Origin of the sequence: Streptomyces sp. NPDC046716, assembly GCF_040645755.1 — a bacterium.
Classification (GTDB): Bacteria; Actinomycetota; Actinomycetes; order Streptomycetales; family Streptomycetaceae; genus Streptomyces.
Window position 1 is genome coordinate 26,398 of sequence record NZ_JBEYYU010000025.1, and the last position, 22,795, is coordinate 49,192.

The 22,795-nt window shown below is 70.0% G+C and carries 19 protein-coding genes and 3 tRNA genes; 11 read left to right on the forward strand and 11 right to left on the reverse strand.

The window, feature by feature from the left end:
* Positions 1-45 precede the first annotated feature (45 nt).
* From ABZ930_RS19970 to ABZ930_RS19980, 3 genes are all read right to left on the reverse strand, one after another.
* A tRNA-Gly gene (locus ABZ930_RS19970) sits at positions 46-121 on the reverse strand.
* A 79-nt stretch (positions 122-200) separates the two neighbouring features.
* Positions 201-272, reverse strand: a tRNA-Gly gene (locus ABZ930_RS19975).
* Positions 273-431: 159 nt separating this feature from the next.
* Positions 432-770: an Lsr2 family protein gene (locus ABZ930_RS19980; RefSeq protein ID WP_361549446.1), complete on the reverse strand. Its 339-nt coding sequence runs from the start codon at positions 768-770 to the stop codon at positions 432-434.
* Positions 771-1,086: 316 nt separating this feature from the next.
* Between ABZ930_RS19980 and purS the strand changes: the two genes are divergently transcribed.
* The 4 genes from purS (at position 1,087) to ABZ930_RS20000 (ending at position 5,679) form a co-directional block, all read left to right on the forward strand.
* Complete coding sequence (gene purS, locus ABZ930_RS19985) at positions 1,087-1,353, forward strand: phosphoribosylformylglycinamidine synthase subunit PurS (protein WP_361549448.1); 267 nt, start codon at positions 1,087-1,089, stop codon at positions 1,351-1,353.
* Positions 1,350-2,033: a phosphoribosylformylglycinamidine synthase subunit PurQ gene (gene purQ / locus ABZ930_RS19990; RefSeq protein WP_361549450.1), complete on the forward strand. Its 684-nt coding sequence runs from the start codon at positions 1,350-1,352 to the stop codon at positions 2,031-2,033. Before purS ends, purQ begins: the two co-directional genes overlap by 4 nt.
* On the forward strand, positions 2,030-4,291 hold the full coding sequence (gene purL, locus ABZ930_RS19995; RefSeq protein ID WP_361549452.1) for a phosphoribosylformylglycinamidine synthase subunit PurL: 2,262 nt from the start codon (positions 2,030-2,032) through the stop codon (positions 4,289-4,291). Before purQ ends, purL begins: the two co-directional genes overlap by 4 nt.
* A gap of 137 nt (positions 4,292-4,428) precedes the next feature.
* A complete protein-coding gene (locus ABZ930_RS20000; protein WP_361549454.1) occupies positions 4,429-5,679 on the forward strand; it encodes a hypothetical protein in 1,251 nt (416 codons plus the stop codon).
* Here the strand turns inward: ABZ930_RS20000 and ABZ930_RS20005 are convergent.
* Positions 5,639-7,159: an MFS transporter gene (locus ABZ930_RS20005; RefSeq protein WP_361549456.1), complete on the reverse strand. Its 1,521-nt coding sequence runs from the start codon at positions 7,157-7,159 to the stop codon at positions 5,639-5,641. The two genes, ABZ930_RS20000 and ABZ930_RS20005, sit on opposite strands and share 41 nt — an antisense overlap.
* Before the next feature lie 78 nt (positions 7,160-7,237).
* Between ABZ930_RS20005 and ABZ930_RS20010 the strand changes: the two genes are divergently transcribed.
* Genes ABZ930_RS20010 through ABZ930_RS20020 form a run of 3 tightly spaced genes read left to right on the forward strand, consistent with a single transcriptional unit; the run spans position 7,238 to position 9,582 of the window.
* Positions 7,238-7,888, forward strand: a complete 651-nt coding sequence (locus ABZ930_RS20010; protein WP_361549458.1) for a TetR/AcrR family transcriptional regulator — start codon at positions 7,238-7,240, stop codon at positions 7,886-7,888.
* 10 nt (positions 7,889-7,898) lie between these two features.
* Positions 7,899-8,705, forward strand: coding sequence for a sterol carrier family protein (locus ABZ930_RS20015; protein WP_361549460.1), 807 nt, complete (start codon positions 7,899-7,901; stop codon positions 8,703-8,705).
* Positions 8,706-8,754: 49 nt separating this feature from the next.
* Positions 8,755-9,582, forward strand: a complete 828-nt coding sequence (locus tag ABZ930_RS20020) for an META domain-containing protein (RefSeq protein WP_361549462.1) — start codon at positions 8,755-8,757, stop codon at positions 9,580-9,582.
* Positions 9,583-9,603: 21 nt separating this feature from the next.
* Here ABZ930_RS20020 and ABZ930_RS20025 read toward each other — a convergent pair whose 3' ends face one another.
* Positions 9,604-10,998: a sulfatase-like hydrolase/transferase gene (locus tag ABZ930_RS20025; RefSeq protein WP_361549464.1), complete on the reverse strand. Its 1,395-nt coding sequence runs from the start codon at positions 10,996-10,998 to the stop codon at positions 9,604-9,606.
* Between the two features lie 167 nt (positions 10,999-11,165).
* Positions 11,166-11,258: a putative leader peptide gene (locus ABZ930_RS20030; protein WP_361549466.1), complete on the reverse strand. Its 93-nt coding sequence runs from the start codon at positions 11,256-11,258 to the stop codon at positions 11,166-11,168.
* A 305-nt stretch (positions 11,259-11,563) separates the two neighbouring features.
* Here ABZ930_RS20030 and purF point away from each other — a divergent pair, with 305 nt between their 5' ends.
* Together purF and purM are read left to right on the forward strand one after the other, a co-directional pair.
* On the forward strand, positions 11,564-13,090 hold the full coding sequence (gene purF / locus ABZ930_RS20035) for an amidophosphoribosyltransferase (protein WP_361549468.1): 1,527 nt from the start codon (positions 11,564-11,566) through the stop codon (positions 13,088-13,090).
* Positions 13,091-13,133: 43 nt separating this feature from the next.
* Positions 13,134-14,204, forward strand: a complete 1,071-nt coding sequence (gene purM, locus ABZ930_RS20040; RefSeq protein WP_361549470.1) for a phosphoribosylformylglycinamidine cyclo-ligase — start codon at positions 13,134-13,136, stop codon at positions 14,202-14,204.
* 110 nt (positions 14,205-14,314) lie between these two features.
* Here purM and ABZ930_RS20045 read toward each other — a convergent pair whose 3' ends face one another.
* Together ABZ930_RS20045 and ABZ930_RS20050 are read right to left on the reverse strand one after the other, a co-directional pair.
* Positions 14,315-14,581 carry a DUF3073 domain-containing protein gene (locus ABZ930_RS20045; RefSeq protein WP_111667558.1) on the reverse strand — a complete coding sequence of 89 codons (267 nt, stop codon included), beginning with the start codon at positions 14,579-14,581 and terminating at the stop codon, positions 14,315-14,317.
* 263 nt (positions 14,582-14,844) lie between these two features.
* Entirely contained in the window at positions 14,845-15,939 is a 1,095-nt protein-coding gene (locus ABZ930_RS20050) for an amino acid dehydrogenase (RefSeq protein WP_361549472.1), read from the reverse strand.
* Positions 15,940-16,189: 250 nt separating this feature from the next.
* On the opposite strand from ABZ930_RS20050, the gene ABZ930_RS20055 reads away from it, so the two are divergent.
* Positions 16,190-17,032 (forward strand): hypothetical protein, encoded by an 843-nt coding sequence (locus ABZ930_RS20055; protein ID WP_361549474.1) that lies wholly within the window; start codon positions 16,190-16,192, stop codon positions 17,030-17,032.
* Between the two features lie 475 nt (positions 17,033-17,507).
* Positions 17,508-17,714 (forward strand): developmental transcriptional regulator BldC, encoded by a 207-nt coding sequence (gene bldC, locus ABZ930_RS20060; RefSeq protein ID WP_003949541.1) that lies wholly within the window; start codon positions 17,508-17,510, stop codon positions 17,712-17,714.
* A gap of 494 nt (positions 17,715-18,208) precedes the next feature.
* Here bldC and ABZ930_RS20065 read toward each other — a convergent pair whose 3' ends face one another.
* The 3 genes from ABZ930_RS20065 to hrpA form a co-directional block, all read right to left on the reverse strand.
* Positions 18,209-18,454 carry a DUF6274 family protein gene (locus tag ABZ930_RS20065; protein WP_361549476.1) on the reverse strand — a complete coding sequence of 82 codons (246 nt, stop codon included), beginning with the start codon at positions 18,452-18,454 and terminating at the stop codon, positions 18,209-18,211.
* Between the two features lie 123 nt (positions 18,455-18,577).
* Positions 18,578-18,652: transfer RNA gene (locus ABZ930_RS20070), tRNA-Asp, on the reverse strand.
* Positions 18,653-18,748: 96 nt separating this feature from the next.
* A complete protein-coding gene (gene hrpA / locus ABZ930_RS20075; protein ID WP_361549478.1) occupies positions 18,749-22,756 on the reverse strand; it encodes an ATP-dependent RNA helicase HrpA in 4,008 nt (1,335 codons plus the stop codon).
* Positions 22,757-22,795 lie beyond the last annotated feature (39 nt).

Genomic DNA, 22,795 nt, shown 5'->3' on the forward strand with positions numbered 1-22,795 from the left:
ACACGCCGAAGGCCCGGATTCCTGGGGGATCCGGGCCTTCAGAACTGGAGCGAACGACCGGGTTCGAACCGGCGACCTCAACCTTGGCAAGGTTGCGCTCTACCAACTGAGCTACGTTCGCATTGCCTCCGACCGACTTTCATCGATCGGCGCGACCACCAGCCTACCGCACCCCGAAGGGCGGTCGGTACGCGATGCAGAGCGGGTGACAGGAATTGCACACTGCGCCTTCCCCCTGGAAGGGGGATGTTCTACTACTGAACTACACCCGCATGTACTCCTCGGGGTTCCGGCCCTGCGGCCTTGCCCCTCGGCGTGCTCCAGACTCTAGCCGACCGCCGGGGGTGCAGCGCAAGTCGGTTGCCGCGAGGGGCATCTGACGGGGCGGCCGGGCCGGGGGTCCCGTGCCCGGGCGCTCCCTCCGCCGGCCTTCAGTTGGCCTTGGCGAACTCCTCGTAGATCCGCTTGGGGATGCGGCCGCGCGGCGGCACGTCCAGCTGGTTCGAGCGGGCCCACGCGCGTACGGCGGCCGGGTCGGGGTTCACGGCTGTGTGCTTGAACACCCTGGCCGCCTTGTCGGGCTTGCCCGCCCTGCCGTTCCGCTTGCGGCCGGCCTCGAGGTACGGGGCCAGCGCCTTGCGGAGCTGTTTCGCATTGGCTTGATTCAGGTCGATCTCGTACGACTTGCCGTCGAGACCGAAGGCGACCGTTTCCGCCGCTTCTGAGCCGTCGATGTCGTCAAAGAGAGTGACTACGACACGCTGCGCCACGAATATCGGTCCCTTCGTCCGGCATCCCCGCTTTGACGTGCGGCGATGTCGACTGTTCCGGTCTGTTTCCGGTTTCTGCCCATTCCTTTTTACCTTGTCCGGCATTGCGGAGGGAAGACTATTTAAAAACCTCCGCGTGTCTGACACCTCAGATATGCCGGTGTCTTTCGCTGTCTTTCCCTTAATTTTCCGTGCGGATCTCATGTCGTTGCCGTAACGTGATCCGGCTCTCGTAGTTTCCTACTGTCTACGCGAGTAGAAGATTTGGGCGGGTACTCTGAACGGACCTGCTCAGCACCACACACCGGGAGTGCCAGTGGCACGCGTCGTAGTCGACGTCATGCTCAAGCCGGAGATCCTCGACCCCCAGGGCCAGGCGGTGCAGCGTGCACTGCCGCGCCTCGGTTTCGAAGGCATCTCCGACGTCCGCCAGGGAAAGCGTTTCGAGCTCGAAGTGGACGGGCCGGTCGACGACGCCGCGCTCGCCCGTATCCACGAGCTGGCGGAAACCTTCCTCGCCAACACCGTGATCGAGAACTTCACCGTCAAGGTCGAGGAGCTTGTCGCGGGAGCCGAAAAGTGACCGCTCGTATTGGCGTCGTCACCTTTCCGGGGTCCCTCGACGACAGGGACACCCAGCGCGCGATCCGCCTCGCGGGCGCGGAGCCGGTCGCTCTCTGGCACAAGGACAAGGACCTGAAGCAGGTCGACGCGGTGGTCCTGCCGGGCGGTTTCAGCTACGGCGATTACCTGCGCGCGGGCGCCATTTCGCGGTTCTCGCCGGTCATGGAGTCCTTGATCGAACAGGCGAAGGCGGGCCTGCCCGTCCTGGGTATCTGCAACGGTTTCCAGGTCCTCACCGAGGCCCACCTGCTCCCCGGCGCCATGCTGGGCAACGACCACCTGCACTTCATCTGCCGCGACCAGAAGCTGCGGGTGGAGAACGCGGGCACGGCCTGGACGTCCGACTACGAAGCGGGCCAGGAGATCCACATCCCGCTGAAGAACATGGACGGCCGCTACGTCGCCGACGAGCGCACGCTCGACGAGCTGGAGGCGGAGGGCCGGGTCGTCTTCCGGTACCTCGACGTCAATCCGAACGGCTCGCTGCGCGACATCGCCGGCATCACCAACGCGGCGGGGAACGTCGTCGGCCTGATGCCGCACCCGGAGCACGCCGTCGAGCCCCTCGTCGGGTCCGGCCGCACCGACGGTCTCCCCTTCTTCACCTCGATCCTCAAGAAGCTGGTCGCCGCCTCATGAGCCTCGACACCGTAGAGAACGCAAGCAAGACCCCCGACGTCGAGCTCCCCTGGGCCGAACTCGGCCTGAAGAAGGACGAGTACGAGCGCGTCGTGGAGATCCTCGGCCGCCGCCCGACCGGCGCCGAGCTCGCCATGTACTCGGTCATGTGGTCCGAGCACTGCTCGTACAAGTCGTCCAAGGTGCACCTGCGCCAGTTCGGCGAGAAGGCCCCGCAGTCCGACGCGATGCTCGTCGGCATCGGTGAGAACGCCGGTGTCGTGGACGTCGGCCAGGGCTACGCGGTCACCTTCAAGGTCGAGTCGCACAACCACCCGTCGTACGTCGAGCCCTACCAGGGCGCGGCCACCGGCGTCGGCGGCATCGTGCGCGACATCATCGCCATGGGCGCCCGCCCGGTCGCGGTCGTGGACCCGCTGCGCTTCGGCGCGGCCGATCACCCCGACACCAAGCGCGTGCTGCCCGGCGTCGTCGCCGGCATCGGCGGCTACGGCAACTGCCTGGGCCTGCCGAACATCGGCGGCGAGGTCGTCTTCGACTCCTGCTACCAGGGCAACCCGCTGGTCAACGCCGGTGCCATCGGCGTCATGCGGCACGAGGACATCCACCTCGCGAAGGCGTCCGGCGCGGGCAACAAGGTCATCATGTACGGCGCCCGCACGGGCGGCGACGGCATCGGCGGCGCCTCCATCCTGGCCTCCGAGACCTTCGACGACGCCAAGCCCTCGAAGCGCCCGGCCGTGCAGGTCGGTGACCCCTTCCAGGAGAAGCTCCTCATCGAGTGCACCCTGGAGGCGTTCGCCGAGAAGCTCGTCGTCGGCATCCAGGACCTCGGTGCGGCCGGCATCTCCTGCGCCACCAGCGAGCTCGCGTCGAACGGCTCGGGCGGTATGCGCGTCGAGCTGGACGACGTACCGCTGCGCGACTCCACGCTCTCTCCTGAGGAGATCCTCATGAGCGAGTCGCAGGAGCGCATGTGCGCCGTGGTCGAGCCCTCGAAGGTCGACCGCTTCCTGGAGATCTGCGAGAAGTGGGACGTCATCGCCACCGTCATCGGTGAGGTGACCGACGGCGACCGGCTGGAGATCTTCTGGCACGGCGAGAAGATCGTCGACGTCGACCCGCGCACGGTCGCGCACGACGGCCCGGTCTACGAGCGCCCCTACGCCCGCCCCGAGTGGCAGGACGCGCTCCAGGCCGACGACGCGAACAAGCTGCCCCGGCCGTCCTCCAAGGACGAGCTGAAGCAGCAGGTCCTCGCCCTGGTCTCGTCGCCGAACCAGGCGTCGAAGAAGTGGATCACCCAGCAGTACGACCACTTCGTGCAGGGCAACACCGTCCTCGCGCAGCCCGAGGACTCGGGCATGATCCGCATCGACGAGGAGTCGGGCCTCGGCGTCGCCATCGCGACGGACGGCAACGGCCGCTTCGCGAAGCTCGACCCGTACACCGGCGCGCAGCTCGCGCTGGCGGAGGCGTACCGCAACGTCGCCACCACCGGCGCCAAGCCGCTCGCGGTCTCCGACTGCCTGAACTTCGGTTCGCCCGAGGACCCGGCCGTCATGTGGCAGTTCGCCGAGGCCATCCGTGGTCTCGCCGACGGCTGCCTCCAGCTCGGCACCCCGGTGACCGGTGGCAACGTCTCGCTCTACAACCAGACGGGCGAGGCCGCGATCCACCCGACGCCGGTCGTGGCCGTGCTCGGTGTCATCGACGATGTCGCCCGGCGCACCCCGGTCGCGTTCCAGGAAGAGGGCCAGCTCCTCTACCTGCTGGGCGACACCCGTGAGGAGTTCGGCGGTTCGGCCTGGTCGCAGGTGGTCCACGACCACCTCGGCGGGCTGCCCCCGAAGGTCGACCTGGAGCGCGAGCGCCTCCTCGGCGAGATCCTGATCTCCGCCTCGCGCGACGGCATGATCGACGCCGCGCACGACCTGTCCGACGGCGGTCTGGTCCAGGCCGTGGTCGAGTCGGCGCTGCTCGGCGGGAAGGGCGCGCGCCTGGTCGTCCCGGACGGCCTGGACGCGTTCACGTTCCTCTTCTCCGAGTCGGCGGGCCGCGCGGTCGTGGCCGTGCCGCGCAGCGAGGAGCTGCGGTTCAACGACATGTGCGGCGCGCGGGGCCTGCCCGTCACCCGCATCGGTGTCGTGGACGGTGCCGGCGAGGACGCCGCGGTGGACGTGCAGGGCGAGTTCGCCCTGTCGCTCGCCGAGCTGCGCGCGGCGCACGAGGAGACGCTGCCGGGCATCTTCGCCTGACGGCTCTTCCGCTCCTCCGCTCCTTTGCGGTCGATGGCCCCGCCCGGGATTTCCCGGGCGGGGCCATCGAGTTGTCAGTGGCGGTTGATAGCTTCGGCGGTGCGTGAAACAGGGGGACGCAGGGGGACGGGGGAGCGGTGCGGGTACCGGAGCGGGTGCGGAAGTTCGTCAATGTGCTGTTCTGCCTGGTCGCCGTGTTCGGCATCGGCTGGGGCGGCAAGGAGATCTGGCAGGTCCTGAGCGCCCGGCATCAGATAGACGAGGCGTGCGGGGGCCTCGTGCCGGCCGGACGGGTGCTGGCCCTGTCCCCGGCGGGCGGCACCGTCACGCACCGCGTCGCCGACGAGGGCACCGTCCAACTCGGCGGCCTGCTCTCGGGTGAGGACTGCGAGATATTCAGCACCGAGGCCGGGGAGAAGACGGGCACGAGCTCCGGCGAGCGCTGGTTCTTCACCGGGGCGATGGGGTCGGTGGCCCAGCAGGAGCCGTACACCCCCGAGGACCCCTGGGACGACCTGCTCGACCCCGGCGGCCCCTACACCTCGCACGTCTACCCGGACCAGCCGCTGGGCGGCGGCATCGCGGGCACCGTCAGCGACACCGGGGTGACCGTTCAACTGCCGTGCGCCGACGGCCGGCTCAGCGGGCGGCCGGCGGGGACGCTGTGGGCGTCGGCCGGCCTCACGGAGTCCGACTCGCCGTTCACCGAGCAGGGCCAGCTCACCGGCCACGACCGGACCGTGATGGCGGACATCGCCGTGACCACCGCCAACCGCCTCGCCGAGCGCGCGGGCTGCGCCGACCGGCTGCCCGACGCCCCGGACGACGTCCCGGCGCTCACCGAGGGCCCGACACCCGCTGCCGAGGCGTCCGGCACCTGCGCCTGGTTCCGCGGCTCGGGTCTGGTCAAGGGGAGCGGAGCCCCCGACCAGACGTTGCAGAGCCGCACCGATTCCAGGGCGTGGGACGAGCGATGCGTCCTGGTCCTCTCCGCGCAGCGGGCGAACGCGGTGTGGGAGGCCGAGGGCGACGGCCTGGACAGCGTCTACTCCCCGGACCGCCCCGGCAAGTACTTCGCGTCCTTCCACACCTACTCCGGCGCCGCCGCCGGCAACGTCCAGTTGCCCGGATCCGCCGCCTCACGCGCTGCGGTCGACGCGGAGCCGGGCGAAGCGGGCCGCGTCACCGGGGAGCCGGTCTGGTGGGCCTCGTCGGTCTGCGCCGGAAAGCCCCGCGTCCACACCATGACCATGTCGTTCGGGTACGGGAGAGTGGCCTCGTCCGAGTACGGGCGAATCTTCAGGACCTACGTCGACGACCAGGCCCGCCGCCACGACTGCACCGACATCACCTTCCCGGACGCGGAGTCCTTCCGGGAGGGCCAGTGACCGCCTGAGCGGCACCGGAGCCGTCTCCGGTGAAGGCCACCGCTGCGGTCCCGCGCCGCGTGGGGAGCCGGGTCGCCAGGAGGGTGCCGAGCAGCATCACCGCCGCCCCGCACCAGAACACGACGTCCGTGGCGTGCACGAAGTCCCGTACCGCGGCCGCGTGCCGGGCCGGGCCGAGCGTGGGGATCGCGTTCACGTCGCCGTCGAACAGGCGGAACAGGACGGTGCCGAAGAGGGCCGCGCCCAGCGCGTTGCCGAAGGTCTGGAAGAAGCGGACGGACGTCGTCGCCACCCCGAGCAGCGGGCGCGGCGCCGCGTCCTGCACCAGTTGGATCAGCTGCCCGATCAGCTGGCCGAACCCGGCTCCGGCCAGCAGGAGTTCGGCGCGGATCAGCCACAGCGAGGTGTCCGGGCGGACGGTCGTCGCGAGCAGCACGAAGACGGCCGTCATGGTCAGGGTTCCGGAGAGGGTGAAGGTCCGGGCCGAGGCGCGCAGGCGGCCCACCAGCAGCCCGACGGCCGTCATGCCGACCGCCATCGGCAGCAGATACAGACCCGCGGCCGAGCTGCTGAGGCCGCGCACCACCTGGAGATAGACGAGGACGTAGTAGATCGCGCACATCATCGCGGCGCCGGTGATGCCCTGCACGGCGAATCCCCAGCGCAGTTCGGGGATGCGGAACAGGGACAGGGGCAGGACCGGTTCGGCGGCGCGGGTCTGCCGCCACAGGAACAGGGCGAGCGCCACCGCCGCCGCGCCGAGCAGCCCGACGATCTCCACGGACGACCAGGCGTATTTCTTGCCGCCCCAGTCCGTGGCCAGCAGCAGCGCCGTGGAGAAGGCGGCGGCCAGGCCCGCGCCCGCCCAGTCGAGCGGGCGGCGCACCGGGTGGTCGGGCAGCTTCAGGACGACCGCGCCGACGGCGAGGACGGCGAGGCCGAGCGGCAGGTTCACGTAGAAGATCCAGCGCCAGCTCGCGTGGTCGGTGAGGAAGCCGCCCAGCCAGGGGCCGAGCGCCATGCCGCCGCCCGCGACGATGCCGCCGGCCCCGCCGGCCCGTCCGCCGCCGTTCCCGGCGTCCGGGTCCCTGAGGTGGGCGAGCACCACCATCGTGATGCTCATCAGGCCGCCGCCGCCCAGACCCTGCACGGCGCGGGCCGTGATCAGCCAGTCCATCGACTGCGCCGCGCCGCACAGCGCGGAGCCGAACAGGAACGTGGCGACGGCCCCGAGGAAGACGCGCCGGGCGCCGAGGGTGTCGCAGAGCTTGCCGTACAGGGGCAGCATCGCGGCCGACGCGAGGGCGAACGCGCTGATCAGCCAGGGGAACCGGTCGATGCCGTGCACCGGGTCCAGGTCGCGGACGATCGGCACCGTGGCCGCCGAGACGATCTGCAGGTCGAGGACGGCCAGCACGATCGTGAACAGGCAGACGACCATGCCGATCTTGCGTCGGGTCGCGCTCAGGGAAGGAGGCATGCGGCTCACCCTGCCCGAGTAAATATACTCGGTCAATATTTTGGCTCAGCTTAAATTTCATCTTGGTACAGTGCCCGCATGGCTGACGGTGGGCACGACGGACTCGGACTGCGCGAGCGCAAGAAGAAGCAGACGGCGATCAAGGTGTGGCGCACGGCCGCCGACCTGTTCCTGGAGCACGGCTACGACGAGGTCTCCGTCGCGCAGATCGCCGAGGCCGCGGACGTCTCCAAGATGACGGTCTTCAACTACTTCAAGACCAAGGAAGACCTCCTGATGGGCCCCATGGAGGAGCACGTCGAGGACCTCGCACGGGCCATCGCGGAGCGCGCGCCCGGCGCGTCCGCCACCGACGCCGCCCGCGCGATGGTGCTGCGCAAGATCGCCGACCGCGACCCGTCGATCGGCCTGAGCGAGGAGGGCAACGAGCTGGCGCTGATCCAGCTGATCCAGCGCACCCCGGCGCTGGCCCGCCGCGCCCTGCTCTGGTCGGTGCGGGGCGAGCGCGCCGCCGCCCAGGTGCTCACCGAGGAGACCGGCGACAGCCTGCTCTCCGCCGTCGCCGCGGCCCAGCTGTCCGGCGTGGTCGGCGCGTTGATGAGCGACAACCACCGGCGGATCCTGGCGGACGAGTCCCCGGACGCCGTCGCGGCGGACGCCCCCGAGCGCGCCCAGCAGGCGTTCGCCCTGGTCGAAAAGGGCCTCGGCGGCTTCGCGGTGCGGGCGTAGGGTCTCGGGCATGGCCCCGCCCAAGACTCCCCGGAAGCGCGCGCGCTCCTACGACTCCGAGAAGCTCCGGACCGCCGTCCTGGCCCAGTTCGCCGCCCTGCGCGAGGCCGTCGGAGCGCTGACGCCCGACCAGCTCGCGGCGCCCACCCGGCTCGGCGACTGGACGGTGCGGGAGCTCGCCGCGCACCTCACCATGGCCGTCGGCATGCTGCCGCGCGGCCTCGCCCGGCCGGCCCCGCCCCAGGCCGATCTGGCCCTGCTCGACTATCCGTTCCTGACCGCGCCGGCCGCCCCCGCCATCGCCGTCGGCGTACGGGAGCTGGCCGACAGCGCGCCGCTGAGCGAGCTGTACGCGCAGGTCGCCGCCGGGCTCGACACGTATCTCCCCGCCGGGCTCGACGGCGGCCGGCCCGTCGCCCACCGGGTCGGGACGATGACCCTGACCGACGTCCTCGTCACCCGCGCCGTCGAACTCGCCGCGCACACCGACGACCTGAACGACGCGCTGCCCGCACTCGCCCTGCCCGTCGAGCGGCAACTCCTGGCCGCGGCGACCCGGTTCCTCGCCGACGCGCTCGCCGCCAAGGCACCCGGCGGCTCCACCGAGGTCCGGATTCCGCCGTTCGCGGTCGTCCAGTGCGTCGAGGGCCCCCGGCACACCCGCGGCACCCCGCCGAACGTGGTGGAGACCGACCCGCTCACCTGGATCCGCCTGGCCACGGGCCGTACGTCGTGGAAGACGGCGCTCGACGACGCGCTCGTCAGCGCCAGCGGCGAGCGGGCCGATCTGGCGGCCCTGCTGCCGATCATGGCCTGATCCGGCGGGCGGACGGAACCGATCGGCGGGGCGGTCCCGTCGAATCGGCATGTTCACGCAACGCACATCCCGCGCCCCCCGCTTCCTGCTCCTCGCGGCCCTGCCCGTGGCCGGCCTCGCCACGGTCACGGCCTGCGGAAACGAGAAGGCCCCCGGCTCGGTGAAGGTCGGCGGAGCCCCGGTCACCGGCGTCCACTGGACCGTGCGGAGCATGACGGTGGACGGGACGACGACCAAGGCGCCGAGCGGCACATACCTGGAGTTCGTCTCGGACCGGCGGGTCCGCGGCAACTACGGCTGCAACCGCTTCGACGCGAAGGCCACCGTCACCGACGGCGGTGTCGCCCTGGGCCGGTCGAACACGACGAAGATGTACTGCGAGGACAAGAAGCAGCGCGCCTTCGAGAAGAGCCTCGCCCGCGCCCTCGCCGACGAGAACACCGTCAAGACCTCCGGCGACGACCACGGCCGGCTGACCCTCACCGGCCCGGACGGCGCCACGATCTCGCTGGTCAAGCAGCGCGACGCCCGGCTCGTCGGCACCAAGTGGACCGTCACGGGCCTTGGCGCGGACGACGGCGTCCAGCCGCTGCCGAAGGCCGCCGAGGGCCGCGCCCGACTCGTCTTCGCCAAGGAGGGCACGGTCAGCGCCCGCCTGGGCTGCAACAGCGGCGACGCCAAGGCCACCGTCGGGGACGGCCACATCACCTTCGGCCCGCTGACCTCCACCAAGATGGGCTGCGTCGGCGAGGCGTCCGACGTCGAGCAGACGATGCGGTCCGTCCTCAAGGGCAGGACGAGTTACGACATCCAGGGCGACACCCTGACCGTGAAGGCGACCGACGGCACCGCGATCACCCTGACCGCCGGCACCTGACAGGGATGCCGGCGAGGGCCCTCAGGACGGGTACGGCAGCAGCGTCCCGTCCGTCTTCTCCCACACCGCCTTCAGCTCGGCCAGCAGCGCGGGCTCGTCGGCGGCCCGGTCGGCCTGCTCGCGCCGGTCGGCGGCGAGGTCGAACAGCTGGTCCGCGCCGCCCTTGCCCCGGTAGTACTTCCAGTCGCCCCGGCGCAGGGCCCGCTCCCCGCGCACCCGCCAGAACAGATCGCGCTCCTTCGGTTCCGCGCCGCGCAGCAGGTATCCGGCGAGGCTCGTGCCGTCGAGCGGGTGGGCCGGGTCGGGCCGCGCCCCGCCGATCTCCAGCAGGGTCGCCGTCCAGTCCGGGGTGAAGACCGGCTCGTGGCTGACCTGCCCGCCGTCGATCCGGGCCGGCCAGCGCACGATGGTGGGAACCCGGATGCCGCCCTCCTGGAGGGACGACTTGTTGCCGGACAGCGGCCAGTTGTACGAGAAGCGCTCACCGCCGTTGTCGGAGGCGAAGAAGACGAGGGTGTCCTTCTCCTGGCCCGACTCCTTCAGGGCGGCGAGCACCTTGCCCACCGACCGGTCCAGGTCCTCGACCATCTCCGTGTACTTCTCCACGGACCCGCCGTCGGTGTGGAAGAGCGCCCGCCCGTCCCCGGCCCTGATCCTCCGGACGACCTCGGCGCTCTCCTCCTCGTCCCCGTCGGCGATCCACGGCCAGTGCGGGGTGGTGAAGTTCAGGTTGAGCAGCCACGGCTCGTCACCGTGGTCGCGGCGCACGTACTCGCTCGCCCGCTCGGTGAGGATCCGCGTGTAGTACCGCAGGTCCTTGTACTCGGCGTCGCCCTCCCGGACATCGCCCTCGTACAGGTCGTACTCGCCGCCGAGCCCCAGCTTCGAGTAGTACTCCAGGGCCCCGCCGAAGTTGCCGAAGAACTCGTCCCAGCCCGACTTGGTGGGCGAGTAGTCCGGCAGATAGCCGCAGTGCCACTTGCCGATCAGCGCGGTCGCGTACCCGGCGCCGCGCAGCAGCGAGGCGAGGGTGGGGTGGTTCGGGTCGAGCCCGACGGACCGGTCGGCTATCGGTTCGGCGAGCCCTCCCTTCGTCCGTCCCGGATAGCGGCCCGTGTAGAGGCTGAAGCGGGTCGGCGAGCAGGTCGCCGACCCGCTGTAGGCGTCGGTGAAGCGGACGCCCTGCCGGGCGAGCCGGTCCAGGTTCGGGGTCTTGATGTGGGGCGCGCCGTACGAGGACAGGTCGGCCCACCCCAGGTCGTCACCCAGGATGAACAGGATGTTGGGCCGCTTCGAGTGTCTGCCGGAGGCGGCGCGGAACGGGGTCTCGCGGGGTGCGGCGGCGCCGGTGGTACCGAGAGCGGCGACGGCGGCTCCCCCCAGGGCGGCACGACGGGACAGGGCATGCGGGGTCATGGCAAGGACTCCGGTGAGGAGGCGCCCCGTCAGGGGCGCGGGGAACGGCGCGAGCAACCGAAGAAGACCGAAAGCCCGCGAACAAAGAGAACAGGGCAGAAGAAACCGCCCCGAAGGAACCTCAGCCGCAGATCACGGCCAAGGGGGAATCAGGCAACGAGCGGAGCTCAGGAGCAGCGACAGATGGCGCTCGCGACACGGACCAGGTCGACGTGGCGGCGCTCCACGAGGGTGACCGTGCGGTCACTGAGGGGCTGCATGATCGAGCACCTTGCCGAGCGTGACGTGCCACTGTCAACGGGGCGTCCGCACTCCGGACCGCGACCCCGCCGTGGCGGCAGCGCGGCAGCGACATGGGTCACACTTCGGCCCGGCGCCCCGCATGCCGCCGCAGTCGCGGAGTTTGTGCTGGTCAGAAGGGTGCGCTTGGATCTTTGTCCAGCTCCCGGCGGCCCGGTCGGCGCCGCCGCGGGCCCGCCCACCGGCCCGATTCCACGGCCCGTCAACGACCAAACCCCATGTCCCCAATTCGGACCAGTGGTCGATCACGTCTACACTCGGTCGCGTGCCACGTGGTGACGGTCGACTCAATCACGATCTGCTCCCCGGCGAGAAAGGCCCCCAGGACGCGTGTGGCGTCTTCGGTGTCTGGGCTCCGGGCGAAGAGGTCGCAAAGCTCACGTACTTCGGGCTCTACGCCCTCCAGCATCGGGGTCAGGAATCCGCGGGAATCGCGGTCAGCAATGGCTCCCAGATCCTCGTCTTCAAGGACATGGGGCTCGTTTCCCAGGTCTTCGACGAGACTTCCCTAGGTTCACTCCAAGGTCATATCGCGGTCGGTCACGCCCGCTACTCGACCACCGGAGCCTCCGTGTGGGAGAACGCCCAGCCGACGTTCCGCGCCACCGCGCACGGTTCGATCGCGCTCGGCCACAACGGCAACCTGGTCAACACGGCGCAGCTCGCCGAGATGGTCGCCGACCTCCCCAAGGAGAACGGCCGCGCCACGCAGGTGGCGGCCACCAACGACACGGACCTGGTCACGGCGCTGCTCGCCGGACAGGTCGACGAGGACGGCAAGCCCCTGACGATCGAGGAGGCAGCCGGCAAGGTGCTGCCCCAGGTCCAGGGCGCCTTCTCGCTCGTCTTCATGGACGAGCACACGCTGTACGCGGCCCGTGACCCGCAGGGCATCCGCCCGCTGGTCCTCGGCCGGCTCGAGCGCGGCTGGGTGGTGGCCTCCGAGTCCGCCGCCCTCGACATCTGCGGCGCGGCGTACGTCCGCGAGATCGAGCCGGGCGAGTTCGTCGCCATCGACGAGAACGGCCTGCGAACCTCCCGCTTCGCCGAAGCAAAGCCCAAGGGCTGTGTCTTCGAGTACGTGTACCTGGCCCGCCCGGACACCGACATCGCCGGCCGGAACGTCTATCTCTCCCGTGTGGAGATGGGCCGCAAGCTGGCCAAGGAGTTCCCGGTCGAGGCCGATCTGGTCATAGCGACTCCGGAATCCGGAACTCCGGCCGCGATCGGATACGCGGAGGCGTCCGGCATCCCGTTCGGTGCCGGTCTGGTGAAGAACGCCTATGTGGGCCGTACCTTCATCCAGCCCTCGCAGACGATCCGCCAGCTCGGCATCCGGCTGAAGCTGAACCCGCTCAAGGAAGTCATCAAGGGCAAGCGGCTGGTCGTCGTCGACGACTCGATCGTGCGCGGCAACACCCAGCGCGCCCTGGTCCGCATGCTCCGCGAGGCGGGCGCGGCGGAGGTCCACATCCGGATCTCGTCCCCGCCGGTCAAGTGGCCCTGCTTCTTCGGTATCGACTTCGCGACCCGCGCCGAGCTGATCGCCAACGGCATGTCGGTCGAGGAGATCGGCACCTCGCTCGGGGCGGACTCCCTCTCCTACATCTCCATCGACGGCATGATCGAGGCGACCACCATCGCCAAGCCGAACCTCTGCCGCGCCTGCTTCGACGGCGAGTACCCGATGGATCTCCCCGACCCGGAACTGCTCGGCAAGCAGCTCCTGGAGACGGAACTGGCGGCGGGACCCGCTGCCACGGCCGCGGCCGACGCGATCCGTCGCCCGTAGACCCTCCCGTCTTCGTTTTCTCCAACCCGAAAGATCCCAGGCAATGTCTGAGACCACCAGTGGTGCCTCCTACGCGTCCGCAGGCGTGGACATCGAAGCCGGCGACCGCGCCGTAGAGCTCATGAAGGAGTGGGTGAAGAAGACGCAGCGCCCCGAGGTCCTCGGCGGCCTCGGCGGCTTCGCCGGCCTCTTCGACGCCTCCGCCCTGAAGAAGTACGAGCGCCCCCTCCTGGCCTCCGCCACCGACGGCGTCGGCACGAAGGTCGACATCGCCCGGCAGCTGGGCGTCTACGACACGATCGGCCACGACCTCGTCGCGATGGTCATGGACGACATCGTCGTCTGCGGCGCCGAGCCGCTGTTCATGACCGACTACATCTGCGTCGGCAAGGTCCACCCCGAGCGTGTCGCCGCCATCGTGAAGGGCATCGCCGAGGGCTGCGTCCTCGCCGGCTGCGCCCTGGTCGGCGGCGAGACGGCGGAGCACCCGGGCCTGCTCGGCGCGGACGACTTCGACGTCGCGGGCGCCGGCACGGGCGTCGTGGAGTACGACAACCTCCTGGGCCCGGACCGCATCCGTACGGGTGACGCGGTGATCGCCATGGCGTCCTCCGGTCTTCACTCGAACGGGTACTCGCTGGTCCGCCACGTCCTCCTCGAGCGCGCGGGCCTGACGCTCGACCGGCACGTGGACGAGCTGGGCCGCACGCTCGGCGAGGAGCTGCTCGAGCCCACCAAGATCTACTCGCTGGACTGCCTCTCGCTGACCAGCACCACCGAGGTCCACGCCTACAGCCACATCACGGGCGGCGGCCTCGCGGCCAACCTGGCCCGGGTGATCCCGGACGGCCTGCACGCCACGGTCGACCGCGCCACCTGGACCCCGGACCCGATCTTCGACCTCGTCGGCACCACCGGCTCCGTCGAGCGCCTGGAGCTGGAGAAGACGCTGAACATGGGCGTCGGCATGATGGCGATCGTCCCGCAGGACTCGGTGGACGTCGCCCTCGCGACCCTCGCCGACCGCGGGGTCGACTCCTGGGTGGCCGGTGAGATCACCGACCGCGGCGACCGTGCGACGGGCGCCGAGCTCACGGGCGACTACGCCAAGTAACCCGAGCGAAGCAGCACAAAACCCGGTCCGTGGTGGTGACACCCCGGACCGGGTGAGTGCAGCGGTTGTCAGAAGCGGGTTACGCGCTGAAAACGCTCAGTGTTACGAGGTCAAGCGCCGCGGCGCTGCGACGAAGGGCCCGACTCGTCAGAGTCGTCTTCCTCGTCGTCGTCGTACATATCCGCATAGCGGGCGTACGGGTCGTCTTCCTCGTCGTCGTCCTCGAAAGGCTCACCGTTCGGCGGCTGATTCGATACTGGATTCGACGTCGATGCGCCCAGCTCATTGGCCAGACGCGACAGGTCAGTCCCGCCGCTGCTGTACTTCAGCTGGCGGGCGACCTTCGTCTGCTTGGCCTTTGCCCGGCCGCGCCCCATGGCTCGACCCCCTCGGTGATGGGGCTTCACGGCCCCAGAGTCTTGACACGCGTTCATGATCTGGAACGGGCTCTCCGCAGAGAGACCGGTCCGTAGGGCTTCCACGGTACCTGAGCCCACGCCCATACGGTACGTCGCCCGCAGGACGCGCCTGTGCACAGGACCAGCAAGGAGCCCTGTCCTCGCTGGTCAGCTGCGATTTTAACCTCTTCTTGGCGGGCGACCCGCCGATCGGCGTGACTCTTCTTACGCGGGGAGGCCGATCACCCCCGGCCGCGCGCCTCCGCCATCCGCTGTTCGGCGATCCGGTCGGCCGCCGCGGCTGGCGGAATCCCGTCAGACTTTGCGCGAGCGAAGATCCCGAGCGTGGTGTCGAAGATCTTCGCGGCCTTCGCCTTGCACCGGTCGAAGTCGAAGCCGTGCAGCTCGTCGGCGACCTGGATGACACCGCCCGCGTTCACCACGTAGTCCGGCGCGTAGAGGATCCCGCGGTCGGCGAGGTCCTTCTCGACGCCCGGGTGCGCGAGCTGGTTGTTGGCCGCGCCGCACACCACCTTCGCGGTCAGGACCGGGACGGTCTCGTCGTTCAGCGCGGCGCCGAGCGCGCACGGCGCGTAGATGTCGAGTCCCGGCTCCCGGATCAGGGCGTCCGTGTCCGCCGCGACCCGCACCCCGGGGTGCTGATCGGTGATCCGCCGCACCGACTCGGGGCGCACATCGGTGATCACGACCTCGGCGCCGTCCGCCAGCAGGTGCTCGACCAGGTGGTGCCCCACCTTGCCCACGCCCGCGATGCCGACCGTGCGCCCGCGCAGCGACGGCCCGTCCCACAGGTGCTGGGCGCTGGCCCGCATCCCCTGGAAGACGCCGAAGGCGGTGAGGACGGACGAGTCGCCGGCCCCGCCGTTCTGCGGCGAGCGGCCCGTCGTCCAGCGGCACTCGCGCGCGACGACGTCCATGTCGGCCACATAGGTGCCGACGTCGCACGCGGTCACGTAGCGCCCGCCGAGCGAGGCCACGAACCGGCCGTAGGCGAGCAGCAGTTCCTCGCTCTTGACGACGTCCGGGTCGCCGATGATCACGGCCTTGCCGCCGCCGTGGTCGAGCCCGGCCATGGCGTTCTTGTACGACATGCCGCGGGCGAGGTTGAGCGCGTCGGCGACGGCCTCCGCCTCGGAGGCGTAGGGGTAGAAGCGCGTGCCGCCGAGGGCCGGGCCCAGGGCGGTCGAGTGGAGGGCGATGACGGCCTTGAGGCCGCTGGCCCGGTCCTGGCAGAGAACGACCTGCTCGTGGCCCCCTTGATCCGAGTGGAAGAGGGTCTGGAGTACGTCAGCAGGCGCGCCGGTCACATCGGTCACTGTGGTGACTCCCAAGTACATAGCGGCGGTTGAGCGGATTCCCGTACGGGTGGCGGGCGTCCGTGGTGGTGCGTGGCAAGAGACTAGGACTTGCGGGGGCCCGCCACGGGCGCAGTGCCGAGGGTCACTCTCTCGCGTCGGTGGCCCCCCGACGTACCGTCGAATCCCGCCGCGTCCCGGTGCCGGGACGAGTGCGACGATATGCAGTGGTTTCAGGGTTTCCAGCCTTCGGGCGGGGGAGGAAGCAGCCGTGCCCAAGGTGTCGTCGGTGACCGTCCCGTACGCGGCGTATCTGCGCGTCTATGAACCGCTCGCGGCCTTCCCGCAGCCGGAGCGCGGCCACTGGGAGCGCTACGCGCGCCGGGAGCGCCGCCCGTCCTACCAGGACGAACTCCGTCGTTCGCTGGCCGACTTGGTGCCCACGCCGCCGGTCGCGGTGCCGGTGCACGAGAGCGACGACGCGTTCGTGATCGAGGTCGACGGAGTGCTGTGCGTGTGCCCGTGGCGGACCCGGCTGCGCGGCTGGCAGGCGCTGGGCGAGCTGCCGGAGCAGCTGCCCACCCCGGTGCTTGACGCGGTGCTGCCGCCGGTGGTGCGCCGGCAGGCGGCGGCCGACTACGAACGCTGGCTGGAGCGCAACCCCGACGCCCGGCCCTGGATCCGGACGTCGATCTGGCAGGTGCCGCTGAACTGGTTCGTGCTCGTCGCCGACGAGGAGCGGGAGTACGAGCCGAAGAGCGGCGCGGACGCCCCGTACCTGCGCTACCGGACCCCGATGGTGCAGGCCCGGCGGCGGGTGGCGCGCGGGCTCCGGGCGCTGCGGGACGCGATCGACGAGGGGCCGCTCATCGACGGCCTGGTAGATGTGGGGCGCTGGCTGGAGGAGTTCCACCCGCGCTCGTACGTCGAACTGGACTACGGCGGACTGGTGCACGCGCTGCCGGCCGGGCTGCTGGACGAGGACCACTCGGCGGCGGACGTGGCCGAGGGCATCGCGGCGCTGCGCTCGGGTGACGGCGACGGGGCGGGCGAGGCGTACACGCGGCTGGTGGAGCGCTGGCGCGCGGTGCGGGACCGGCAGTACGCCAACTGACGTCCTGTGCGGCGGTCTTAGGACCTACGTCCCGATCCGGGCTTATAGCCCAAGCGTGACGGACCGCACTTACTGGGCCCTTGCGTCCATCACCCCTCCTCGTGCCAAAATAGGACAAGGAGTCCGGGGAGGGCTCCATCCGTCCATCTAAGTCCAACCATGGACGGATTGCTCAGCATTGCACTGTCTGTGGGGGGTCTGATGACTCCTGATCGCTCTGTGACTGATCGTCACTGTGGCGTGACTGTCCGCTATGGCATGGTCCATCGGCTTCCGTCGCTGATGAACACCTGGGAGGGCAATTCCATCGGTTTGGCCGACGCGGCTGGACGGATGGTGTAGTTGTAGTGCCGAGGACAAGCCGTTCGTCCTATAACCGACTCGACCCGTGTCCGCCATATCGGGCAACGCGGGTCAAGGTGCAGAATTTAAAGGAAAGAACCGAGAAGGTTCGGTTCTCCCGAGGAGGCCGCTCATGACCGCTCGCACCCCTGATGCCGAGCCGCTGCTGACCCCGGCTGAGGTCGCCACGATGTTCCGCGTCGACCCGAAGACGGTCACGCGCTGGGCGAAGGCTGGCAAGCTCACGTCGATCCGCACGCTCGGCGGACACCGCCGCTACCGCGAGGCCGAGGTCCGCGCACTGCTGGCGGGCATCCCCCAGCAGCGCAGCGAGGCCTGAGGCACCGCATATCGCTGCATTATCGGGCGTTTCGGGCCCCCCAACCCGTACCGCGCCCACCCCATAGCTCCACTTGACGCGGGTCTGCCCCAACAGACCCCCTTCTTCCGAAGAGCCCGCTGAAGCGTCATCTCCACAGCGGCACGGGCGCGTCGTCGATCGCGCTGGACTCCGCCGGGTCCAGCGCGATCTTTTTTGTGCGCGTGGGCCCCTCTGCGGCGGGGATCTGTGCGTGCTCTTGTCGGACCTTGATCGGTCCCTGGCGGACGCCTGTGAAGGTGGTGCAATTGCACATATTAAATTGAGGAGTTGTAGGAGGGGTGTAAGAAACGGTGTTTCCAAAACTAGTTCGGTGACACCCGTCACACGACCTGCAGCTTGTTGAGGATGACACAGGTGCGCTAGAGGAGGCGCCGGCGCTTCCGTGTCACCCCCGCGCCCTCCCGACTCTCTTCAGAGTCCCACCAGTTGAGGGGCCCGTGGGTCGGCTTTGGTCATGCCTTCGGGGGACTTTCGTCCCCACCGCCCTCCGGGGCGCTCTCGCGGCCCTCCAGGGCCCCTGTGGCGGTGTCCACGGCCGGAGGTCCCGCCGGGTCCGCCGTCGGGGCCATGGCGAGCCGCAGGAGGCGGTTGCAGACCGGGCAGTGGCGGGTGAGGTGGCGGTGGCCGGACGCGGCGGAGAGGTGGGCGCGCAGCAGGGCGCGCGTCTCATGCCGGGCTTCGTGTCTCGCTGCCGCCACGGGGATCGCCTCCTGGCCTCGGGCCGGGTTGTCGTTCCGGCCTACCGGGCGGCCGGGGCGGCGTCAAGGGCGGCCCCGGGAACGCGAGAAGCCCCGCACCATCGGTGCGGGGCTTCTCCACTGCGGTCCTGACGGGATTTGAACCCGCGGCCTCCACCTTGACAGGGTGGCGAGCACTCCAAACTGCTCCACAGGACCAGGCTTTGCGGCGCTTTGTTTCTCCGTTGCGCTGCGAGACAGGACTCTACAGCAGTGCAGGCCCGCCGGTCGAACTCACCCAGCGTGCCTGCTCCGTCACGGCACTTGGGCGTCGATCGCCTTCACGATCCGCTTGTCCGAGACCGGGTACGCGGTGCCCAGGGCGTGCGCGAAATAGCTGACCCGCAGCTCCTCGATCATCCAGCGGATGTCCAGGACAGCCCGCGGCACCGGCCGGCCCTGCGGCAGCTGCTCCAGCAGCCACGCGTACTCGTCCTGCATCTCGTGGACCTTCTCCATGCGGGAGGTGTCCCGCTGGGCGCCCGTCGGCATCTGCTGAAGGCGCCGGTCGGCCGCGACCAGATAGCGCATCAGGTCGCCGAGGCGGCGCGTCCCGGTGGCCGTGACGAAGCCGGGCTTCACCAGGGCGTCCAGCTGGGCGCGCACGTCCTGGAGGTTGGCCAGCAGCGTCGGGCTCCGCATGGACTTCAGCCGGCGCTCGCAGGCCTGCCAGGCGGCGAGCACCTGCCGCACCTGGTCGACGGTGTGCACGGTCGTGTCGACGATCTCCGCGCGCACCTGCTCGTAGAGCGCCCGGTACGACGCCTCGTCCCAGGCCGGGCCGCCGAAGTCCGCGATGAGCTTGTCCGCGGCGGCCGACGCGCAGTCCTCGAAGAGGGCCTGGACCGAGCCGTGCGGGTTCGCCGACAGGGCCAGCTTCGCCGCGTTGTTCAGCTTGTCCGAGGCGAACTTCGCCGGGTTCACCGGGATGCTGCGCAGGATGAGCCGGCGGGTGCCCTTCCACATCGCCTGCGCCTGCTCGGCCTCGCTGTCGAAGAGCCGCACGGACACGGTGTCCCCGTCGTCGACCAGTGCCGGGTACGCCTTCACCGGCTGGCCCGCCCGGCGGGTCTCGAAGACCTTCGACAGGGTGCCGATCGTCCAGTCCGTCAGGCCCTTCTGCTCGACCGACGGGCCGCCCGCGCGCTCGGCGGTGGCGGCCGCGGCCTTGGAGATGGCCTGGCGGGCCTTCGGGCGCAGCTGGAGCTTCAGCGCCTCCAGGTCCTTGTCCTCGGCGAGATTGCGACGCCGCTCGTCGACGATCCGGAACGTGATCTTCAGGTGGTCCGGTACGCGGGTGAGGTCGAAGTCACCGGCCTGCACCGGCACGCCGACCATCCGCTGCAACTCGCGCGCGAGCGTGGCCGGCAGCGGCTCCTGGAGCGGTACGGCGCGCTCCAGGAACGCCTTCGCGTAGTTCGGCGCGGGCACGTAGTTGCGGCGGATCGGCTTGGGCAGGGAGCGGATCAGCTCCACGACCACGTCCTCGCGCAGGCCCGGGATCTGCCAGTCGAAGCCCTCGTCCGTCACCTGGTTGAGCACCTGGAGCGGGATGTGGACGGTGACACCGTCGGCGTCCGCGCCCGGCTCGAACTGGTACGTCACCCGGAACTTGAGCGCGCCCTGCCGCCAGCTGTCCGGATAGTCGGCCTTGGTGACCGCCTCCGCGGACTCGCGGATGAGCATGGAGCGCTCGAAGTCGAGGAGCTCGGGCTCCTCCTTCTGCTTGTGCTTCCACCACGAGTCGAAGTGGGCGCCCGAGACGACGTGCTCGGGGACCCGCTGCTCGTAGAAGTCGAACAGGGTGTCGTCGTCGACCACGATGTCGCGCCGCCGCGCCCGGTGCTCCAGCTCCTCGACCTCGGTGAGGAGCTTGCGGTTGTCGGCGTAGAACTTGTGGTGCGTCCGCCAGTCGCCCTCCACCAGGGCGTTGCGGATGAACAGTTCGCGGGAGACCTCGGGGTCGATCCGGCCGTAGTTGATCTTCCGCTGGGCGACGAGCGGGACGCCGTACAGCGTCACCTTCTCGTACGCCATCACGGCGGCCTGGTCCTTCTCCCAGTGCGGCTCGCTGTACGTGCGCTTGAGCAGGTGCTCGGCGAGCGGCTCGACCCATTCGGGCTCGATCCGCGCGTTGACCCGCGCCCAGAGCCGGGACGTCTCGACCAGCTCGGCCGACATCACGAACCGCGGCGGCTTCTTGAAGAGGGCCGAGCCCGGGAAGATCGCGAACTTCGCGTTGCGCGCGCCGATGTACTCGTTCCGCCCGCGGTCGCGGCCCGCCTGCTTGGGGTCCTTGGCCTGCGACTCCTTGGACTCCTTCACGTCCTTCATGCCGATGTGCGAGAGCAGACCGGACAGGAGGGAGAGGTGGATGGAGTCGCCGGGGGCGTCGTCCTCGTTGAGGTGGATGCCCATCTGCTTGGCGACCGTGCGCAGCTGCGTGTAGATGTCCTGCCACTCGCGGATGCGCAGGAAGTTCAGGAACTCGCGTTTGCACATGCGGCGGAACGCCGAGGAGCCCAGTTCCTTCTGCTGCTCGCGCACGTAGCGCCACATGTTCAGGAACGCCAGGAAGTCGCTGGTCTCGTCCTTGAAGCGGGCGTGCTGCTGGTCGGCCTGCGCCTGCTTGTCGGAGGGGCGCTCGCGCGGGTCCTGGATGGAGAGCGCGGCCGCGATCACCATGACCTCGCGCGCACAGCCGTTCTTGTCCGCCTCCAGGACCATCCGGGCCAGGCGCGGGTCGACGGGCAGCTGGGAGAGCTTGCGGCCCTGCTGCGTGAGGCGCTTGCGGTGGTCCTTCTCGGCGGGGTCGAGCGCGCCCAGCTCCTGGAGGAGCTGCACGCCGTCGCGGATGTTGCGGTGGTCCGGCGGGTCGATGAAGGGGAACTTCTCGATGTCGCCGAGGCCGGCCGCGGTCATCTGGAGGATGACGGAGGCCAGGTTCGTGCGCAGGATCTCGGCGTCCGTGAACTCCGGGCGCGCGAGGAAGTCGTCCTCGCTGTACAGGCGGATGCAGATGCCGTCGCTCGTACGGCCGCAGCGGCCCTTGCGCTGGTTGGCGCTGGCCTGGCTGACCGGCTCGATGGGCAGCCGCTGCACCTTCGTACGGTGGCTGTACCGCGAGATGCGGGCGGTGCCCGGGTCGATGACGTACTTGATGCCGGGGACGGTCAGCGAGGTCTCCGCGACGTTCGTCGCGAGCACGATGCGTCTGCCCGTGTGCCGCTGGAAGACCCGGTGCTGCTCGGCGTGCGAAAGGCGCGCGTACAGGGGGAGTACCTCGGTGAATCGGTACTTCTTCTTCTCCAGCGCGTCCGCCGTGTCGCGGATCTCGCGCTCGCCCGAGAGGAAGACGAGGATGTCGCCGTCGGCGCTCTCGGCCATCAGCTCCTCGCACGCGTCCGTGATCGCGGTGATCTGGTCGCGGTCGGAGTCGTCCGAATCCTCTTCGAGGAGCGGGCGATAGCGCACCTCGACCGGATACGTGCGGCCGCTGACCTCGACGATCGGGGCCTCGCCGAAGTGGCGCGAGAAGCGCTCGGGATCGATCGTCGCCGAGGTGATGACGACCTTCAGGTCCGGGCGCTTCGGCAGCAGCTGCGCCAGATAGCCCAGCAGGAAGTCGATGTTGAGCGACCGCTCGTGGGCCTCGTCGATGATGATCGTGTCGTAGGCGCGCAGCTCGCGGTCGGTCTGGATCTCGGCCAGCAGGATGCCGTCCGTCATCAGCTTGACGAACGTGCCGTCCTGGTCGACCTGGTCCGTGAAGCGGACCTTCCAGCCGACCGCCTCGCCCAGCGGTGTGTGCAGCTCGTCGGCGACGCGCTCGGCGACCGTGCGGGCCGCGATCCGGCGGGGCTGGGTGTGCCCGATCATGCCGCGCACGCCCCGGCCGAGCTCCAGGCAGATCTTGGGGATCTGCGTGGTCTTGCCGGAGCCGGTCTCACCGGCCACGATCACGACCTGGTGGTCGCGGATCGCGTCGGCGATCTCGTCCTTCTTCTGGCTGACCGGAAGCTGCTCGGGGTACGTGACGTCGAGGGCCTCGCGGCGCTCGCGGCGTACGGCCGTGCGGACCCCGGCCTTCTCGGCCTCGGCGTCGATCTCGGCGAGGACGGCGGCGCGGGCCTCGGGCTTGCGGATCTTGCGGGCACCCTCGAGCCTGCGCCCGAGCCGGTGCGCGTCGCGGAGGGACAGCTCGGAGAGCCGCCGTGCGAGGGCGGCGAACTGATCGGCGGCGGGAGCAGGCTGCGTAGACATACGTGCTCCAGGATCTCACCTCGGGGAAATCCGTGGCGA

What these genes read in the sequence shown, in the direction of transcription:
- purL (WP_361549452.1), top strand. Translation starts at nt 2,030, where the DNA reads ATGAGCCTCGACACCGTAGAGAACGCAAGCAAGACCCCCGACGTCGAG.
- ABZ930_RS20005 (WP_361549456.1), bottom strand. Translation starts at nt 7,159, where the DNA reads ATGCCTCCTTCCCTGAGCGCGACCCGACGCAAGATCGGCATGGTCGTC.
- ABZ930_RS20010 (WP_361549458.1), top strand. Translation starts at nt 7,238, where the DNA reads ATGGCTGACGGTGGGCACGACGGACTCGGACTGCGCGAGCGCAAGAAG.
- ABZ930_RS20015 (WP_361549460.1), top strand. Translation starts at nt 7,899, where the DNA reads ATGGCCCCGCCCAAGACTCCCCGGAAGCGCGCGCGCTCCTACGACTCC.
- ABZ930_RS20020 (WP_361549462.1), top strand. Translation starts at nt 8,755, where the DNA reads ATGTTCACGCAACGCACATCCCGCGCCCCCCGCTTCCTGCTCCTCGCG.
- ABZ930_RS20025 (WP_361549464.1), bottom strand. Translation starts at nt 10,998, where the DNA reads ATGACCCCGCATGCCCTGTCCCGTCGTGCCGCCCTGGGGGGAGCCGCC.
- ABZ930_RS20030 (WP_361549466.1), bottom strand. Translation starts at nt 11,258, where the DNA reads ATGCAGCCCCTCAGTGACCGCACGGTCACCCTCGTGGAGCGCCGCCAC.
- purM (WP_361549470.1), top strand. Translation starts at nt 13,134, where the DNA reads ATGTCTGAGACCACCAGTGGTGCCTCCTACGCGTCCGCAGGCGTGGAC.
- ABZ930_RS20045 (WP_111667558.1), bottom strand. Translation starts at nt 14,581, where the DNA reads ATGGGGCGCGGCCGGGCAAAGGCCAAGCAGACGAAGGTCGCCCGCCAG.
- bldC (WP_003949541.1), top strand. Translation starts at nt 17,508, where the DNA reads ATGACCGCTCGCACCCCTGATGCCGAGCCGCTGCTGACCCCGGCTGAG.
- hrpA (WP_361549478.1), bottom strand. Translation starts at nt 22,756, where the DNA reads ATGTCTACGCAGCCTGCTCCCGCCGCCGATCAGTTCGCCGCCCTCGCA.